The 19,187-nt window shown below is 27.8% G+C and carries 20 protein-coding genes; 18 read left to right on the plus strand and 2 right to left on the minus strand.

Annotated features, from left to right (window positions below):
* The 18 genes from ACRCZX_RS06545 (at position 1) to ACRCZX_RS06630 (ending at position 17,675) form a co-directional block, all read left to right on the plus strand.
* The gene (locus ACRCZX_RS06545; protein WP_438582126.1) at positions 1–957 is read left to right on the plus strand and encodes a KpsF/GutQ family sugar-phosphate isomerase; all 957 of its coding nucleotides are present in this window, start codon (positions 1–3) and stop codon (positions 955–957) included.
* A 65-nt stretch (positions 958–1,022) separates the two neighbouring features.
* On the plus strand, positions 1,023–1,229 hold the full coding sequence (locus ACRCZX_RS06550; RefSeq protein ID WP_438582127.1) for a DUF1858 domain-containing protein: 207 nt from the start codon (positions 1,023–1,025) through the stop codon (positions 1,227–1,229).
* Between the two features lie 110 nt (positions 1,230–1,339).
* Complete coding sequence (locus ACRCZX_RS06555) at positions 1,340–4,072, plus strand: SNF2-related protein (protein ID WP_438582128.1); 2,733 nt, start codon at positions 1,340–1,342, stop codon at positions 4,070–4,072.
* A gap of 8 nt (positions 4,073–4,080) precedes the next feature.
* The gene (locus ACRCZX_RS06560) at positions 4,081–5,841 is read left to right on the plus strand and encodes a hypothetical protein (RefSeq protein WP_438582129.1); all 1,761 of its coding nucleotides are present in this window, start codon (positions 4,081–4,083) and stop codon (positions 5,839–5,841) included.
* Between the two features lie 106 nt (positions 5,842–5,947).
* Positions 5,948–6,601, plus strand: a complete 654-nt coding sequence (locus tag ACRCZX_RS06565) for an N-glycosylase/DNA lyase (RefSeq protein ID WP_438582130.1) — start codon at positions 5,948–5,950, stop codon at positions 6,599–6,601.
* 96 nt (positions 6,602–6,697) lie between these two features.
* Complete coding sequence (gene miaB / locus ACRCZX_RS06570) at positions 6,698–8,008, plus strand: tRNA (N6-isopentenyl adenosine(37)-C2)-methylthiotransferase MiaB (RefSeq protein WP_438582131.1); 1,311 nt, start codon at positions 6,698–6,700, stop codon at positions 8,006–8,008.
* Positions 8,009–8,024: 16 nt separating this feature from the next.
* Positions 8,025–9,272 carry a transcription termination factor Rho gene (rho, locus tag ACRCZX_RS06575; RefSeq protein ID WP_438582132.1) on the plus strand — a complete coding sequence of 416 codons (1,248 nt, stop codon included), beginning with the start codon at positions 8,025–8,027 and terminating at the stop codon, positions 9,270–9,272.
* On the plus strand, positions 9,273–10,295 hold the full coding sequence (locus ACRCZX_RS06580) for a peptidoglycan DD-metalloendopeptidase family protein (RefSeq protein ID WP_438582133.1): 1,023 nt from the start codon (positions 9,273–9,275) through the stop codon (positions 10,293–10,295). It begins immediately after the preceding gene.
* Positions 10,296–10,344: 49 nt separating this feature from the next.
* Positions 10,345–11,394, plus strand: a complete 1,050-nt coding sequence (ispG, locus tag ACRCZX_RS06585; protein WP_438582134.1) for a flavodoxin-dependent (E)-4-hydroxy-3-methylbut-2-enyl-diphosphate synthase — start codon at positions 10,345–10,347, stop codon at positions 11,392–11,394.
* A 58-nt stretch (positions 11,395–11,452) separates the two neighbouring features.
* Complete coding sequence (locus ACRCZX_RS06590; protein ID WP_438582135.1) at positions 11,453–11,905, plus strand: RNA polymerase sigma factor; 453 nt, start codon at positions 11,453–11,455, stop codon at positions 11,903–11,905.
* Positions 11,906–12,232: a hypothetical protein gene (locus ACRCZX_RS06595; protein ID WP_438582136.1), complete on the plus strand. Its 327-nt coding sequence runs from the start codon at positions 11,906–11,908 to the stop codon at positions 12,230–12,232.
* Between the two features lie 11 nt (positions 12,233–12,243).
* A complete protein-coding gene (locus ACRCZX_RS06600; protein WP_438582137.1) occupies positions 12,244–12,639 on the plus strand; it encodes a hypothetical protein in 396 nt (131 codons plus the stop codon).
* 126 nt (positions 12,640–12,765) lie between these two features.
* Entirely contained in the window at positions 12,766–13,839 is a 1,074-nt protein-coding gene (prfA, locus tag ACRCZX_RS06605) for a peptide chain release factor 1 (protein WP_438582138.1), read from the plus strand.
* A 2-nt stretch (positions 13,840–13,841) separates the two neighbouring features.
* A complete protein-coding gene (gene prmC / locus ACRCZX_RS06610) occupies positions 13,842–14,981 on the plus strand; it encodes a peptide chain release factor N(5)-glutamine methyltransferase (RefSeq protein WP_438582139.1) in 1,140 nt (379 codons plus the stop codon).
* Positions 14,962–15,993 (plus strand): tRNA preQ1(34) S-adenosylmethionine ribosyltransferase-isomerase QueA, encoded by a 1,032-nt coding sequence (queA, locus tag ACRCZX_RS06615; protein WP_438582160.1) that lies wholly within the window; start codon positions 14,962–14,964, stop codon positions 15,991–15,993. The genes prmC and queA overlap by 20 nt, the downstream gene beginning before the upstream one ends.
* Positions 15,994–16,014: 21 nt before the next feature.
* On the plus strand, positions 16,015–16,563 hold the full coding sequence (rsmD, locus tag ACRCZX_RS06620) for a 16S rRNA (guanine(966)-N(2))-methyltransferase RsmD (RefSeq protein ID WP_438582140.1): 549 nt from the start codon (positions 16,015–16,017) through the stop codon (positions 16,561–16,563).
* Positions 16,564–16,579: 16 nt separating this feature from the next.
* Complete coding sequence (xseB, locus tag ACRCZX_RS06625) at positions 16,580–16,801, plus strand: exodeoxyribonuclease VII small subunit (RefSeq protein WP_438582141.1); 222 nt, start codon at positions 16,580–16,582, stop codon at positions 16,799–16,801.
* The gene (locus ACRCZX_RS06630) at positions 16,794–17,675 is read left to right on the plus strand and encodes a polyprenyl synthetase family protein (RefSeq protein ID WP_438582142.1); all 882 of its coding nucleotides are present in this window, start codon (positions 16,794–16,796) and stop codon (positions 17,673–17,675) included. Before xseB ends, ACRCZX_RS06630 begins: the two co-directional genes overlap by 8 nt.
* Before the next feature lie 33 nt (positions 17,676–17,708).
* Here the strand turns inward: ACRCZX_RS06630 and ACRCZX_RS06635 are convergent, their stop codons facing one another.
* Positions 17,709–18,395, minus strand: a complete 687-nt coding sequence (locus tag ACRCZX_RS06635) for a phosphate signaling complex PhoU family protein (protein ID WP_438582143.1) — start codon at positions 18,393–18,395, stop codon at positions 17,709–17,711.
* Between the two features lie 12 nt (positions 18,396–18,407).
* Entirely contained in the window at positions 18,408–19,169 is a 762-nt protein-coding gene (pstB, locus tag ACRCZX_RS06640; RefSeq protein ID WP_438582144.1) for a phosphate ABC transporter ATP-binding protein PstB, read from the minus strand.
* Positions 19,170–19,187: the final 18 nt, after the last annotated feature.

Here is a 19,187-nt window from a genome sequence, read left to right on the forward strand (position 1 = left end):
ATGGATATTAAAAAAATAGCCCAAGATTTATTTGATAGAGAAATTTGTGAGTTAGAAAAAGTAAAAAATAAAATCTCTGATTCTTTAGAGATAGTTGTAAATTTAATACTTGAATCAAAAGGTAAGGTAGTAATAACAGGTATAGGAAAATCGGGAATTATTGGAAAAAAAATTGCTGCTACTTTGGCTTCAACAGGAACTCTTACAGTTTTTATGAATTCAGCAGAGGGACTTCATGGAGATTTAGGAATGATAAATAAAAATGATATAGTTATAGCTATATCAAATAGTGGAAATAGTGATGAAGTAATATCGATTATTCCATCGATAAAAAAAATAGGAGCAACAATTGTAGCAATGACCGCTAATCCAAATTCAAGATTAGGAAAAGAATCTTTTGCAGTTTTAGATATAGGAGTTGAAAAAGAGGGGTGTCCTTTAAATTTAGCTCCGATGTCATCTACAACAAGCACTTTAGTAATGGGTGATGCATTAGCAGCAGTACTTATTAAAGCTAGAAACTTTAAACCAGAAAACTTTGCAGTTTATCATCCAGGTGGAAGCTTAGGAAGAAGATTACTAATGAAAGTTAGAGATGTTATGCATAAAGATTTACCGATAGTAAAACTAAGAAGTGATATGGATACTATAATAATGACTATGACCAAAAAACGGTTAGGATTAGTTTGTGTTGTAAATAATGAAAAGCTTTTAGGAATTATAACTGAAGGAGACATAAGAAGGGCTTTAAAGATGAAGGATAAGTTTTTCGATATGAATGCTGAAGATATAATGACTAAGAATTACACAAGTGCTACAGAGGATATAATGGCTTTGGATGCATTAGAACTAATGGAAAATAGAGAAAGTCAAATATCTGTATTACCAGTTTTAAAAGATGAAAAAGTTGTAGGTGTTGTAAGAATACATGATTTATTAAATGTAGTTGGAAAATAGTTGACAAAAAAAGTAAAGTTTAATATAATTAAGTGCAATATAAATAAAAAATAGGAGGAACAAAAATGGTAAATAAAGATATGAATATTTTAGAAGCAGCACAAAAATATCCAGTAATCTCGATGATATTCAAAAGACATGGTTTAGGATGTATAGGATGTATGGTAGCAGCAGGTGAAACTTTGGGAGAGGGTATTTCAGCTCATGGACTAGATGCAGATGCTTTAGTTGAAGAAATGAACGCTTTAATAAAAGAATCAGAAGCAAAGTAATTGCATTTAAAGGACTCTAATTATAGGAGTCCTTTTTTAATTTCTTGATAACCCTTAGAAAATTTGATATAATATATTTCAGAAAAAATTTATATATGAGGGAAAAGGGTATGAAATCTAAATTAGAGAAAATGGAAGAGTCATTATTTTTTACTTTAACTTGTGACGAAGTAGGAACTTATGTTTCTTTAGTAAACAACAGGGGAAATGTGGTCTATGACACCACAGAGTTTGAAATAAGTGATGAAAATGATTTGAAAATTATTGATTTAATTAAAGAGATAAAAGAGGATAGCTTTTTCTCTGGATGGGATAATGAAAAAAATGAATTATATATTGATGACAATATAGAAATTTTAAACTATCTAAAAAATAGTAAAAAAGTATTAACCGGGGAAATGAAGCCAATCAAGTGGGTCTTAGGCGGAAATAAAATTGTATTAAAAATTAATTTTGTAGAAGAAGGGTATGATCTTTGCGAAGGGAAACTTCTTTTAAATGGTGAAAAACAATTTACAATAGTTTCAGACAATTATGTTTTAAGTGATGATTCGCTTTATTGGATAGATATCCCAAAGGATACTATTCATATTTTAAAAGAGATGGAGTCTAAATTTACAAAAAATGAATTAGAGAAATATTTAACATTGGCATATTCTTTTGGAAGTGGAATAGAAATTGAATTTTTAGACTATGAAATAGTTTTAAATGGAAATATGAAACCAACTCAAGAGTTGATAATAGAAAAAATATCTCAAGATAATAGCTTGTATTTGAAAATAGGAGCTTCTATATCAACAATAGATTATGAATTTTTAAAAATTCATTCATTAGAAAATGCTTTGTTGATAAAAGATGAATTTAAAAGAGTGGAAGTAACTAAAGTACAACCAGCATATTTAGATGAAACAGTAGAAGAGATTGTAAAAATAATTGTGAAACACCAAAAAAATCTGAAAATAAAATCGAGTTTCTACATAGATGAAAATTTTATAATACTACAAGAAAAGTTAGCTAGAGAATTTGTAACTCAAGAGTTACTTCAATTAGCAGGAAAATATAAAGTTGTAGGAACAGATAATTTAAAGAAATATAGTGTGAGAGCAGTAAAGCCAAAAGTTGTAGGCAATTTTAAACATGGAATAGATTTCTTAGAGGGAGATGTTCACTTAGAGATAGAAGGAGAAAAGTTTTCAATAGTAGATGTTTTAAATAGTTTTAAAAAAGACTCTTATATTGTATTAAGTGATGGAACGAATGCTCTTATAAATAGAAAGTATATGGAGAAGTTAGAAAGGGTATTTAAAGATAATGGGAAATCAAATGTTAAAATATCTTTCTTTGATTTACCAATTATAGATGATTTGATAGAGGATAAGGTACTAGCAAATGAAATTAAAAGAACGAAGAGTTTCTATAGAGGAATTAATCAAATAGAAAACTATGGTGCCGAGATACCTGAAATAAATGCAACATTAAGAGAGTACCAAGAATATGGCTATAAATGGTTGAGATATCTAATTGATAATAAATTAGGTGGGTGTTTGGCTGATGATATGGGTCTTGGAAAAACACTTCAAGCGATAACATTAATAACTAGTTTACATTTAGTTCCAAAAAGAAAAACACTTATAATTATGCCAAAAAGTTTAATATACAATTGGGAAAGTGAAATAAAAAAATTTAGTCCAACTTTAAAATCTGGAATTTACTATGGTAATTTCAGAGATAAATCAACATTCGAGAATACTGATGTTATAATAACAACTTATGGAACTATTAGAAATGATATTGAATACTTGAGAAAAATGAAGTTTGATTTAATTGTTTTAGATGAATCACAAAATATAAAAAATGTAAATGCTCAAACAACAAAAGCTGTAATGCTTTTAGACTCAAAATATAGATTAGCATTAAGTGGTACTCCAATTGAAAACAATTTAGGAGAGCTATATTCTTTATTCAGATTCTTGAATCCTTCTATGTTTGGAACATTAGATGAATTTAATTATCATTATGCAAATCCAATTCAAAAAGAAAATGATAAGGAAGCTATAGAAGAGTTAAAAAAGAAGATATATCCATTTATACTTAGAAGAGTTAAAAAGGAAGTTTTAAAAGACTTACCTGATAAAATAGAAAAAACGCTATTTATTGGAATGAATCCTGAGCAAAAGAGATTGTATGAAGAAAGAAGAACATATTATTATGGAATGATAAACAATCAAATTAAAACTCAAGGATTAGGAAAAACTCAATTTTATATATTACAAGCATTAAATGAACTTAGACAATTAACAAGTTGTCCTGAGATGAAAAATCCAAATATAGTTTCAAGTAAAAGAGAAGTACTTATAAACAATGTTCAAGATGCTGTAGAGAATGGGCATAAAGTATTAATATTTACAAATTATATAAAGAGTATTGAAAGTATAACAGGCGATTTAAGAAAAAGAGATATTAAATACTTAGAGATGACAGGAGCAACAAAAGATAGACAAGGTTTGGTAGATTTATTCCAAAAAGATAAAAAATATAAAGTTTTTGTAATGACATTAAAAACTGGCGGAGTTGGACTTAATTTAACTGCAGCAGATACAATATTTATTTATGATCCTTGGTGGAATAAAACAGTCGAAAATCAAGCTGTAGATAGAGCATATAGGTTAGGACAAGATAGAACGGTATTCTCTTATAAATTAATACTAAAAGATACAATAGAAGAAAAAATATTAAAATTACAAGAGAGTAAGAGTCAATTATTAGATAATTTAATTTCTGACGAAGGAGCAACTTTAAAAACTTTAACTGAAAAAGATATAGAGTTTATTCTTGGAGAATAGGAGATGGTATGGCAATAAGTAAAGATAGATTTAGAAAAGCATTAAATGAGAGTTATTCAAAAGAAATTCTTTTCAAAATTTTTAAAAAATACTTTCTAGACTGGATAGCAGAGGGATATATAGGAAGTAATCTTGGATTATTTGAAATCTCATTAATATCTGAAACAACAAATAAACAAACTTTTTTAGAATTGATGGAACAAGTATATTCTAAAGAAGAAGTATTCAGAGGTATTTTTACATCACTATCAAAAGAGGTCCAAGAAGTATTTGAAAGTATAGCTTGGAAAGGAAAGTTTAAAATAAAAAATAGAGATTTGTATTTAAAAGATGAAGAAGGATATAATATTAAATCAGAATTAAAAGATGAATTTCTATTTTTTACGAAAACAGGTGATTCTAAAAAAGGTGAGTATTTAATTTTAAATAATGATATTGTAAGAGTTATGAGAAAACTTATGGATAAACCTAAAGATTATTTTATCTATAAAAATAATACATGCCAATGTGAGTTTAAAGAAAATAATGAAGAAAAAATACAAGAGAATCTTAGAAAATATTATTCTTTCTTTAAAGATGGAAAAATGCAACTTTCAAGCAGTGGAAAACTATTGAAAGAATCTAAGAATAATATGAAAAAATATTGTAATATTCATGAATACTATGAAGGTATTAAAGATTTAGAATTTTTAAAAACAGAAACCATGGGTTTGTTTTTATTCTTGTTTAAAGATGAATTTTTAAATGATGATTTTATTAGATCGAGTAATTTAAAATCTATAGTAAATGGATTTTTAGATGGAAGTGTAATAAAAAGTGAAGATAATACCTATATAAGCCTTTATTTAAATTATTTAAAAGGAATTAAAAATGTAGGCAAATCAAATGATGAAATAAAAAGAGGGCTTGCAACTATAAAAAAGATATTAACAGAATTTCCAGATGATGGATTTGTATCAATTGAAAATATTATAAAAAGTATTCTTTATAGAGATGAATTTATAGAAATTATAGATTTAGAATCAGCCTTTGCAACTTTATATATAAATGAAGCAAATTATGAAAGAACTAAAATTGTAGGATACGACAAATACTTAGCATATGTTGTAGAGCCATTTATAAAGTCAATATTTTTTATTTTAGCATCTTTAGGAGTTCTAGAAATATGCTATGAAAAACCATCATCAACAAACTCTCTTTATTTAAAAAATGGATACTTAAGTAAGTATGATGGAATCAAATATGTTAAATTTACAGAGTTAGGAAGATACATATTTGATAGAGTTTCAACTTATGATTTTAAAATTTTAGATGATGAAGGAAAAGTAGTTTTAGATGAGGATAGATTAATTGTAACAGTGATTGGAGAGAGTCCACTTAGAACAATGACTTTAGAGAAATTAGGAAACAAAATAGCTCCAAATAAATTTAAAATTTCAGAAGAAAGTTTAAAAAAAGGGCTAGATAGTTTAAATGAAGTTCAGGGTAAAATTCAAGAGTTTAAAGAAAAGATTACAAATGATTTACCAGGAAACTGGAATAAATTTTTTGGAGAAGTTATCGAGAAAACAGAATTAATAACTCATGTACCTGGATATAAGGTTTTAAAATTAAAAAACGATAAAGAGTTATTGTCTGCTATTACAAATGATAAACGATTTAAAAGTTTAATTTTAAAGGGTGAAGATTTGCATATAATGGTAAAAAAAGAAAATTTTGATAAAGTAACAATATTATTTAAAGAATATGGTTATTTTATAAATTTATAGAAAATAAGGTATAGCTCACTAGCTGTACCTTATTTTTTTTAACGTGTTTGAAGAGTTTAATAATTATGATAGAATACAGATATAATAGTTTTGGGAGGTTTATTTTATGAAAAATGATTATTTTTATGAAGTTGAAAGAACATACGAAAGCATAAAAGGCAAGATAGAGTCTAGAGTACAAGAGTTTAGAAAAGTATGGAATAATGGAGATAATAAAGATATATATTGTGAGTTGGCATTTTGTATACTAACACCTCAGTCAAAAGCAAGAAGTGCATGGAAAGCTATAAGTGATTTAAGAGATAGTGGAATTCTTTTTATAGGAACAGAAGAAGAGATATTACCATACTTAAATATAGTTCGTTTTAACAAAACTAAAGCTAAAAATCTTTATATTTTAAAAACGCAAATGACAAATGAAAAAAATGAATTTATCACAAAAGATTTTTTCTCTAAATTTGAGTCTGTAGTTGAAATGAGAGAGTGGATAGTAAAAAATATAAGAGGGATGTCATATAAAGAAGCGAGTCACTTTTTAAGAAATATTGGATTTGGAGAAAATTTAGCAATATTAGACAGGCATATATTGAAAAATTTAGTAAGGTTAGAAGTAATAAAAGATATCCCTAAAACAGTAACACCAAAAATTTACAAAGAGATTGAAGAGAAAATGAAAAAATATTGTAAAGATGTTAATATTTCAATGGCTCATATGGATTTAATTTTATGGTATTTAGAAGCTAAAGATATATTTAAATAATTCATCCATTAAAGAGTTATTGATAAAGCTTGCGATATTATGGTATAATTTTTAGCATGTTTAAGAAGTAAATTGTTAAAAATTTGGAGGGAAAAATTGAAAAATGCAGCAATTCTAACTTATGGTTGTCAAATGAATGTAAATGAAAGTGCAAAAATAAAAAAGATATTAAAAAATATGGGATATAATATAACAGAAGATATTTCAAAAGCTGATGCAATATTCTTGAATACTTGTACAGTAAGAGAAGGTGCAGCAATTCAAATTTATGGGAAATTAGCAGATCTAAAAATTATAAAAGAAAAAAGAGGAACAATAATAGGTATAACAGGTTGTTTTGCTCAAGAGCAAGGAGAAGAATTAGCTAAAAAGTTTCCAATAATAGATATAGTTATGGGAAATCAAAATATAGGTAAAATTCCAAGTGCTATAGAAAAAATAGAATCTGGAGATTTTAAGCATATTATTTATACTGGTGAAGAAGATGAATTACCACCAAGACTAGATGCAGAGTTTGATTCTAAAAGAACGGCATCAATACCAATAACTTATGGTTGTAATAATTTTTGTACTTATTGTATCGTTCCATATGTAAGAGGAAGAGAAAGATCAGTACCGATGGCTCAAATACTTGATGAAGTTAAAGGTTTTGTAGAAAAAGATTATAAAGAAATTATGTTATTAGGGCAAAATGTAAATTCTTATGGAAATGATTTGAAAACAAAAGAAAATTTTGCAACTTTATTAGAAGAGATTTGTAAAATAGAAGGAGAGTTTTTAGTAAGATTTGTTTCACCACATCCAAAAGATTTTGGTGATGATGTTATTGATGTTATAGCTAAGAATGAGAAAATTGCCAGATCATTACATATTCCAGTTCAAGCAGGTTCAACTAAAATTTTAGAATTAATGAATAGAAAATACACAAAAGAAAAATATTTGAAGTTAGTAGAAAAAATAAAAATAAAAATACCTGGAGTAGCCTTGACTACGGACATTATTGTAGGTTTTCCAAATGAAAATGAAGAGGATTTTTTAGATACTTTAGATATAGTAGATAAAGTTAAATTTGATATAGCATTTATGTTTATGTACTCTTCTAGAAAAGGAACAGCTGCTGCAAAAATGGATGGTCAATTAGATCAAGAGGTAAAAAAAGAAAGATTGAAAAGATTAATAGACTTACAAAATCAAAAATCAAAAGAAACAAGTATTGTTTACGAAGGGAAAATAGTAAGAGTTTTAGTTGATGGTCCAAGTAAAAAAAATAAAGAAGTTTTAAGTGGGAGAACATCAACCAATAAAGTCGTTATATTCACGGGAGATAAAGAGTTGGAAGGAACATTTGTTAATGTAAAAATAAATGAGTGTAGAACATGGTCTCTATATGGAGAGATTATAAATTAATAAGTTCGGAGGTTTTATGGAGAAGTTAGAAAAATTTTTATTAAAAGATTTGCAAGAAATGGCAAAACAAATGGAAATAGATTATTCAAACAAATTAAAAAAAGCAGATTTAATAGATTTGATAGTTAAATCTGTAGAAGTAAAAGAAGGAATATATTTAGCTTGGGGAAACCTTGAAGTAATGGCCGATGGATATGGTTTTTTAAGAAATACAAATGTTGAAAAAGATGTGTATGTTTCAGCATCACAAATTAGAAAGTTTAAATTAAGAACTGAAGATTTTGTTGTAGGAGAAGTAAGAGAAGCTGTTCAAGGTGAAAACAATTACGGGCTTAGAAAAGTTCTTTTAATAAATAATGGAAGTATTCAAGATGCAGCTTCTAGAATACCTTTTGATGAATTAACACCAGCTTACCCAACAGAATTTTTAAAATTAGAAACAGATTCTAAAAATATATCTGGAAGAATAATAGATTTAATCGCTCCAATAGGTAAAGGCCAAAGAGGATTAATAGTAGCACCTCCGAAAGCAGGAAAAACTGTTTTAATTAGTAATATAGCAAATTCAATTATTCAAAATCATAAAGATATAGAAGTTTGGATATTGTTGATTGATGAAAGACCAGAAGAGGTTACGGATATAAAAGAAACTGTAAAAGGAGCACAAGTTTATGCTTCTACTTTTGATGATGATCCAAGAAATCATATAAAAGTCACTGAACTTCTTTTAGAAAGAGCAAAAAGAAAGATTGAAAATGGTGAAGATATTGTGATATTAATGGACTCTTTAACTAGATTAGCGAGAGCTTATAATATTGTAATTCCATCAAGTGGAAAGCTAATTTCAGGTGGAATAGATCCAACAGCTTTGTATTATCCTAAGAAATTCTTCGGATCTGCAAGAAATATTAGAAATGGTGGAAGTTTAACTATTTTAGCAACAGCACTAATTGATACAGGAAGTAAAATGGATGATGTTATATATGAAGAGTTTAAAGGAACTGGAAATTTAGATATACATCTTGATAGAAATATAGCAGAATTGAGAATATATCCATCAATTGATATTCAAAGATCTGGAACTAGAAAAGAAGAGTTATTAGTTGAAAAGAAAAGATTAGAAGCAATTTGGGATATAAGAAGATATTTGACATCTTTAGACAAAGCATCAGCAACGAGAAAGTTGATAGATACTATTTCATCTACGGAGAGTAATGATAAGCTTATAGAGATGTATGCTAAGTCTTTCGCAAGGGGGAAATAGGTGAGGGAAGTACTGAAGGTATTTGCTATTATTATAATAGCATTTATAATTATGCTAATAATGGTTTTTAAACCATATAAATCAGAAGTGGTAGATTTAAAGAGGTTTACTGAATATTATTCAGATAATACAACTGTTGAAGATGGTGGTGGATTTGAGTTAGTGGTTGGAAATTTTTATACAATTGAGAAAGAATATAAAATTGAAAGTAATATAAAAATTGAAAATGCTCAACTGGAAAATATTGATTTAAAAAAAAATTATGAAATTCCAAAATTAGAAAGTTATATAGTTTTAAATGGAGATAATTTAGGAACTATAGCAGATAAAAATGGAATGTCTTTAGAAATTTTAAAAGCTAATAATCCAGGGATTTCAAATAGTTTAAAAGTTGGTCAAAAAATAAATGTAGTTAAAGGGAATGGAGTTTTTTATAAAGTAAAAAAAGGAGACTCACTTTTTAAAATAGCATTAAATTATAAAGTTGATGTAGAAGATTTGAGAAAATATAACAGTTTAAGAAATGATAATATTAGAGTTGGACAAGAGCTGTTTGTATCTAATCCAAGTCAAGATAGTTTAAAAAGACTTACAACAACTGGTGGTGTTAAGAAAAAAGTAGTTGTGAAGAATCAAATTTTTTTTAAAATGCCAGTTAAATGGGCGGGAGTAACAAGTCCTTTTGGAAAAAGATTTCATCCAGTTTTGAAAAGGTATATTCAGCATGCAGGGGTAGATATGAGAGCTAGATATGTTCCTTTGATGGCTTCAAAAGATGGAACGATAGTTTTTGCTGGATATATGACAGGATATGGGAAAATTATAAAAATAAACCATGGAAATGGCTACGAAACAAGATCTGCTCATTTAGAAAAAATGTATGTAAAAATAGGTGATAGAGTGAAAGCAGGTCAAGTTATTGGAAAAACAGGAATGAGTGGAAGAGTGACAGGACCACATTTACATTTTGAAATAAGAAAAAATGGAAAAGCTAATAATCCTATGAATTATTTAGCTAGATAGCCCTAGGTAAATTCTAGGGCTATTTTTAAATTTTATATGAGGTGAAAAAATGAGAAAATCAAAGGTTGTAAAAGTAGGGACACTATTAATAGGAGGGGGGAATGAGATAGTTATTCAATCTATGACAAATACTCAAACAACCGATGTAGATGCAACAGTTGCTCAAATAAAAAGACTTCAAGATGAAGGGTGTCAATTAGTTAGAGTAACAGTTAATACAGAATTAGCAGCTAAAAAAATAAAAGAAATAAAAGAAAGAATCAATATTCCTTTAGTAGCAGATATACATTTTGATTATAGATTAGCATTATTAGCTATTGAGAATGGAATTGACAAACTTAGAATTAATCCAGGAAACATTGGAGATGATAATAAGGTTGAAAAAGTTGTAAGAAAAGCTCAAGAAAAAGGAATACCAATAAGAATTGGCGTAAATTCAGGATCATTAGAAAAAAGTATTTTGGAAAAGTATGGGAAACCAACAGCAGCAGCGATGGTAGAAAGTGCATTATATCATATGAGACTTTTAGAAAAATATAATTTTGAAAATATAATAATATCTTTAAAATCGAGTAATGTAAAAATGATGATAGAAGCTTATAGAGAGCTATCAAAAATGTGTAACTATCCACTTCATCTAGGTGTTACAGAAGCAGGAACAGCTTTTCAAGGTACAGTTAAATCAGCTATAGGGATAGGTTCATTATTAGTTGATGGAATAGGGGATACTATAAGAGTATCTTTAACCGAGGACCCTGTAGAAGAAATCAAGGTAGCAAAAGAAATTTTAAAGGTTTTAGGATTAATTGAAGCAGGAGTAGAGATTATATCTTGTCCAACTTGTGGAAGAACAGAGATTGATTTAATAGGATTAGCTCACCAAGTTGAAAAAGAATTTTACAAAATGGATAAAAAAATAAAAATAGCTGTAATGGGTTGTGTTGTAAATGGACCTGGAGAAGCAAAAGAAGCTGATTATGGAGTTGCTGGGGGGAAAGGTGTAGGTGTTTTATTTAAAAAAGGACAAATAGTAAAAAAAGTTAGTGAAAACAGAATATTGGAAGAATTGAAAAAAATGGTATTAGAAGATTTTAATTAAAACTTTTTTAACAAAATAATAGTCTAAACTTAAAAGGCTAATATAACGAGGTATTTAAATGGACTTTGACCAAATATATAATGAATATTTTGATAGAATATACTATAAAATATTATCAACAGTAAAAAATCCCGAAGATGCCGAAGATGTAGCACAAGAAGTTTTCATTAGTGTTTATAAAAATCTTAAAGGATTTAGAGAGGAAAGTAATATATATACTTGGATTTATAGAATAGCTATAAATAAAACTTATGATTTTTTTAGAAAGAAAAAAATAAACCTTGAATTAAATGATGAAATTCTAAGTGTTGAAAGCAATGAAGACTTTAATGTCCCGATATTATTAGAAGAAAAATTAAAACAATTACCCTTTGTTGAAAGAGAGATAGTTGTTTTAAAAGATATCTACGGTTACAAGCTTAGGGAGATTGCAAATATGAAAGAAATGAATATATCAACAGTAAAAACAACATACTATAAAGCAATTAAAGATATGGGAGGTGTAATGTAAATGGTATCTCCAAAAGAAAAAGTGAGAGCTAATATTTATAAATCATTATTAGAAGAGGAAAAAAAGAAGGGTAAAAGAAAATCTATTTTCTCTCTATCTATTTTTGTCGTAGGAATCTTTGCAGGTACATCTTATGACTTGATTAAAAAAAGTATTTCACCCTCAGAAAAGTTGATGGCTTTAGAAACAAAAGATTTTCAGAGAAAATTTTTAGATAAAAAAGAAGCAGGATTTATAATAGATGATTTATTCGAAGCAAATCAGATAAGAATAGAAAAAAAAGATTTTAATACAGAAAATCTTTTTGTTACAGATCTACAAATTTAGTGGAGGGTTTTATGAAAAAATTAGTGATGGGACTATTAATACTTATTTTTAGTATAACGGCTTATGGAACATCAGGAATAGGGATAGTAAAAGATGAAGATTTTAAAGCTGTAGGGGTTAGTCAAAATAATATAGATAGTGCTAAAGCGATAATTGAACGTGCAAGTATACAATATAAGTTAAAAGTATTAGATAAAAAAGCATTAGAGATTCAAATTAACAAATATATACTTGAAGGAACAGAAAAGAATCTTGAAAAATTGAATGAATTAGTAGAAAAAGTAGGGTTGTTAGATGCTGAAATAATAAAAGACAGATTGAAAAATCAAATAGAGGTTCAGAAATTTATATCAACAGATCAATATTTGAAAGCTAGAGAGTTATCATTAAAAAAAATATCGCAATAGTAAAGAAAACAAATGTTAAAGAATCTTCCCCTTAATAGTATAGGAGGGAGATTTTTTATTTTATTTTTAAAGCAATTGTGGTATAATTTACAAGTTAAAGTATAGATAAAAAAAGGAGTGAAGACAGTGTTTACTAAATTAGAAGAAGTTATAGTAAGATTTGATGAATTATCAGAAGCTTTAGGTTCGCAAGAAATTTTAAACAATCCTAAAAAAATGATAGAATGTAATAAAGCTTTAAATGAAATAACACCTATTGTTGAAAAGTACAAAGAATACAAGAGATATAAAGAAGATTTGGATTTTATAAAAACTAATATTAAAGCAGAAAAAGATTCAGATATGAAAGAGATGATGCTTGAAGAAATGAAAGAACTTGAAGAAATAATTCCAAATGTTGAACAAGAAATGAAGGTATTATTACTTCCGAAAGACCCTAATGATGATAGAAATGTAATTATAGAAATAAGAGGTGGAGCTGGTGGAGATGAAGCAGCTTTATTTGCAGGAAACTTATTTAGAATGTATACAAGATATGCAGAAAGAAAAAAGTGGAAAGTAGATATCATTGAAGCGCAGGAAATAGGTTCTGGAGGAATAAAAGAAGCTGTGTTCTCTATTAATGGACAGGGAGCTTACTCAAGATTAAAATTTGAATCTGGAGTTCATAGAGTACAAAGAGTTCCAGAAACTGAATCATCAGGAAGAATACATACATCGACTGCAACTATTGCTGTTTTACCAGAAGTAGATGAAGTTCAAGGTGTAAAAATAAATACATCTGATTTAAAAATCGATACATTTAGAGCATCTGGTGCGGGAGGTCAGCACGTTAATATGACTGACTCTGCAGTTAGAATAACTCACTTACCTTCAGGAGTTATAGTTCAGTGTCAAGATGAAAGATCACAGTTAAAAAATAGAGAAAGATGTATGAAACATTTGGCTTCAAAATTGTATGAAATGGAATTAGAAAAGCAAAGATCAGCTGTTGAAAGTGAAAGAAGACTTCAAGTTGGATCAGGAGACAGATCAGAAAAAATAAGAACTTATAACTTCCCTCAAGGAAGAATAACTGATCATAGAATTAAATATACTGCTCATCAATTAGAAGCTTTCTTAGATGGAGATATTGATGACATGATAGATGCTCTAACTACATTTGCACAAGCAGAGATGCTATCTAGCTCAGTAGGATAATTATGAAGTTACTTGATATATTAAAATTTTCTGAGGAGTATTTGAAAAAATACTCCTTTTCAAAACCTAGGTTAGAAAGTGAGAAAATAATCTCTTATGTTTTAAAACTTGAGAGAATAACACTATATGCATATTTTGACATGATACTTTCTTTGGAGCAAAAAGAAAAAATAAAAGACTATTTAAAAGTTATGGCTAGAAATAGATGTACTTTTGATGAGTTACCTAAAGATAAAAAAAGTATGATAGAAGAAAAAGATTATTCAATTCAAAATAAAGAATTATTGAAAAAGAGTATAGAATATCTTTTGAAAAATGATGTGGGAGACAGCAAGCTAGATGCAGAGTATATTTTTGCTCATGTTTTAAAAGTAAGAAGAACAATATTATCTTTAAGTTTAAAAAGAGAAATAACATCTAAGGAAAAAGAGGAAATAAAAAAACTACTTCATAAAAGAGCAAAAGAAAAAAAACCACTACAATATCTATTAGGGGAGTGGGAATTTTATGGTTTGCCTTTTAAAGTAGATGAAAGAGTACTTATTCCTAGAGCAGATACAGAGATTTTAGTAGAACAGTGTAAATTTATATTAACTGAATTACAAAATCCTAAAGTACTAGATATAGGGACAGGAAGTGGAGCTATATCAGTAACAATCGCAAAAGAAGTTCCAAGTTCAATAGTATTAGGTGCAGATATAAGTGCTGATGCTTTGGAAGTTGCAGTTCAGAATAGGAAATTAAATAATGTAGAGAATAATTTGAAGTTTATAAAATCAGATGTATTTTCAAATATAAAAGACAACGATTATGATATGATAATATCAAATCCACCATATATACCGAAAGAGGAATATGAAGGGCTAATGCCAGAAGTAAAATTACATGAACCTTTAGGAGCTTTAACAGATAATGGAGATGGATATTATTTTTATAAAAAGATTTCAGAAGAAGCACCAAAACATCTTAAAGATAATGGATATTTAGCATTTGAAGTTGGATACAATCAAGCTGAAAAGGTAAGTGGATTTATGAAAAAATCTGGATTTCAAATAGTAGGTATTATTAAAGATTATAGTGGAATAGATAGAGTTGTAATTGGAAGAAAGAATGGTGAAGAAAGTGTCGACAAAGTTAGTTGATTATGATTATCATCTACCAGATGAGTTAATTGGACAGAAGCCTAGAGAACCTAGAGATCACTCAAAATTAATGATAGTAGATAAAGAGAATAAAAAAGTAGAACATAAAAAGTTCTTCGATATAATAGATTATTTAAAAGCAGGAGATGTTTTAGTAAGAAATTCAACAAAAGTTATACCAGCTAGACTTTTTGGTAAAAAAGATACAGGTGGAATTTTAGAAATACTTTTAATAAAAAGAGTAAGCTTAGATACTTGGGAATGTTTATTAAAGCCAGCTAAAAAATTAAAAGTAGGTCAAAAATTATATGTTGGTGATAACGAAGAGTTGATAGCTGAACTTTTAGAAATAAAAGAAGATGGAAATAGAGTTTTAAAGTTTTATTACAAAGGAGCTTTTGAAGAAGTTTTAGATAAGTTAGGTAAAATGCCACTTCCACCTTATATAGTTGAAGCTTTAGAAACAAAAGAAAGATATCAAACAGTTTATGCTATAAAAGGAGAATCAGTAGCAGCACCAACGGCAGGATTACACTTTACACCAGAACTTTTAAAAAGAATTGAAGAAAAAGGGATAGAGGTATTAGATGTATTTTTAGAAGTTGGACTAGGAACATTTAGACCAGTTCAAACTGAAGATGTTTTAGATCACAAAATGCATGAAGAAATTTTTGAAATACCAGAATATACTGTTGAAAGAATAAAGAAAGCAAAGCAGGAAAATAGAAGAATTATTGCAGTAGGAACAACTACTGTTAGAGCTTTAGAATCATCTGTTAATGAATCAAAAACATTAATTTCTAAAACAGGTTCTACAGATATTTTTATATATCCAGGATGTAAGTTTAATGTAATAGATGCATTAATAACAAATTTCCATTTACCAAAATCAACTTTATTAATGTTAGTTTCAGCTTTCTCAACAAGAGAATTTATGTTAGATGTATATAACGAAGCAGTAAAAGAAAAATATCATTTCTTTAGCTTCGGAGATGCAATGTTTATTTGCTAAAAAAGTGAGGTGTAAGTAAAAATGAGAATAATTGCAGGAGAAGCAAAAGGAAAAAGAATAGAGTGTAGAAAAGGTTCAGATACAAGACCTACACAGGACAGTATAAAAGAGTCTCTTTTTTCAATAATTGCTCCAGATGTAGTAGATTGTAGATTTCTAGATCTTTTTAGTGGAACAGGAAATATAGCTTTAGAAGCTTTAAGCAGAGGAGCTAGAAGAGCTATAATGATTGAAAAAGATCAAGAAGCTTTAAAATATATAATAAAAAATATAAATAATTTAGGTTATGATACAAAATCAAGAGCTTATAAAAATGAAACGTTAAGAGCTGTTGAAATTTTAGGAAGAAAAGGTGAAAAGTTCGATATTATATTTATGGATCCTCCTTACAAAGATGAGGTTTGTGAAAGAGTTATGAGGTCAGTATCAAAAGCTAATTTATTGGCAGAGAATGGACTTATAATATGTGAACATCATATGTTTGAGAATATGTCTGATGAAGTTGGAGAGTTCAGAAAAACAGATGAAAGAAAGTATGGGAAAAAAGTTTTAACATTCTATACAAGATAATTATAGGAGTAGACTCATGAAAAAGGATAGTTTTGAATATAATATTAATGAAATTGATATAATAATTGAAAAGTTAGATAATGCAGAGTTGTCATTGGATGATTCGATAAAAGAGTATGAAAAAGCTATGAAGTTATTAAAAAAATCTTCAGATCTATTAAACAAAGCAGAGGGGAAAATAATAAAAGTAACATCAGAAGATGAAAAGATTCATTTAGAGGTGGAGAGGGATGCTTAAAAGCTATTTGGAGTCTAAAAGAAAGCTGATAGATTTAAATATTGAGCTTTATTTAGATAAGTTAGTTTATCCTAAAGTTATAGCTGAAGGGATGAAGTATTCTATTTTGAATGGCGGCAAAAGATTGAGACCAATACTTTTATTGATGGTTTTAGAATTATATGGCAAAAAATTAGAGCTAGGTATTCCAACAGCAGTTGCAATAGAATTTATTCATTCTTATTCTTTGGTTCATGATGACCTTCCAGCTTTAGATAATGATGAATATAGAAGAGGAAAACTTACAACACATAAAAAATTTGGAGAAGCTGCTGCAATTTTAATAGGAGATGCTTTGTTAACACATTCTTTTTCAATAGTAACTGATAAAACAAAAGATGTATCTTATGAGAAAATTGTAAAAATTATAAGTATGATTTCAAGATATTCAGGAATAAATGGTATGATTGGTGGACAGATGGTTGATATAGAAAGTGAAAAAAAGATGGTATCTTTAGAAACGTTAGAATATATTCACAGAAATAAAACAGGAAAACTATTAAAATTACCAGTAGAAATAGGTGCTATAATATCAGATGCATCAGATGATGAGTATACAGCATTAAAAAGATACTCAGAAGCTTTAGGATTAGCTTTTCAGATTCAAGATGATATTTTGGATATTGAAGGAGAATTTGAGAAAATTGGAAAACCTATTGGAAGTGATTTAGAGTTAGAAAAAACAACTTATCCAAGTTTATTTGGCTTAATAGAAAGTAAGACTATTTTAGCTAAAGTAATAGAGGAAGCTAAAAGGAGTTTAGATATTTTTGAAAAAGAAAAAGTTCAAAACTTTATCCAATTAGCTGATTATATAGGAAATAGAGATAATTAAAATAGGGATCCTTCTCAGGAATCCCTATTTTAATTAATTTTTATTAGATTTTTCTAATTGAGCTTTTCTAGTGTTTTCTCCATTCAAAATATAAATCAAGTCACTAACTAGATGAATTATATGATCTGAAAGTCTTTCAAACTTTTTATCAAGTAAGATAAGTTCAGAACCTCCAACTACATTTTCTGGATTTTCTTTCATTTTTGAAAGGAAATAATCAGTATTAGAGTTAATTAAATCATCAATCTCTTCATCTAAATATAAAATATCATAAAGTAAAGTAACATCTTCATGTAAAAAAGCCTTTATATACATTCCGAAAAGACCACGTATTTTTTCAGCAATAAATAAAACTCTATCACTCATAGCATAAGCTAAAGTAGGAGATTTTTTTTCAATATCTTTTATAAGAGTAAGGTTTGCTTTTAAGAGATCACCCATTCTTTCTAAAACCCTCACACTATTAATAATCATAACTAATTTTCTTAAATTTTTAGCTGCAGGCTGAAATCGAGCCATTGTAACAATACAATCTTCTTTTAGTTTAACTTCAAAAGCATTAATAAAATCTTCAATCATTTTAGCTTCTCCGTAAAGAGTAGGATTAAAACTATTGTTTTGAAGCATCTCTAAGTTAATATCAAAATTTCTACCAACATATTTTAAAGTTTCTAAGTAGTGTTCGTCTAAAGCTTTTAAAGATTCATTTAAAGTTCTCATAAGATCTCCTTTTTATCCAAATTTTCCAGTTATATAATCTTCAGTTTTTTTAACTTTTGGTGTAGTGAATATTGTAGATGTTTTATCAAATTCTTCTAAAACACCTTGATAGAAAAATCCTGTATAATCTGATATTCTAGATGCTTGCTGCATATTGTGTGTAACAATAACAATACTATAATTTTTAGCTAATTCAACAATTAACTCTTCAATTTTAGAAGTAGATATAGGGTCTAAAGCTGATGTAGGTTCATCCATCAATAAAATTTCTGGATTGATAGAGATTGCTCTTGCTATACAAAGCCTTTGTTGTTGTCCTCCTGATAAACCAAGAGCAGATTGGTGTAATTTATCTTTAACTTCATCCCAAAGAGCAACAGCTTTTAAAGATGATTCAACAATTTCATCTAGTTTTTTCTTGTTATTTTCACCATGTAGCTTAGGAGCATAAACTAAATTTTCATAAATAGATTTAGGAAACGGATTTGGCTTTTGAAAAACCATTCCAACTTTTTTTCTAAGCTCAACAATATCAAATTGTTTGTCAAAAACATTTTGGTCATCAAGTAAAATTTGACCTTCATATTTTATTCCTGAAATAAGATCATTCATTCTATTTATTGATCTTAAAAAAGTGGATTTTCCACATCCAGAAGGACCGATTAAAGCTGTTACTTTATTTTTTAATATATCCATATTTATATTTTTTAAAGCTTTAAAATCCCCGTAGTAGAAATTAAAGTCTTTAACTGATATTCTAACATTATCTTTCATTATATATTCCTCCAAATT

Source organism: Cetobacterium sp., assembly GCF_051658645.1.
Classification (GTDB): Bacteria; Fusobacteriota; Fusobacteriia; order Fusobacteriales; family Fusobacteriaceae; genus Cetobacterium_A.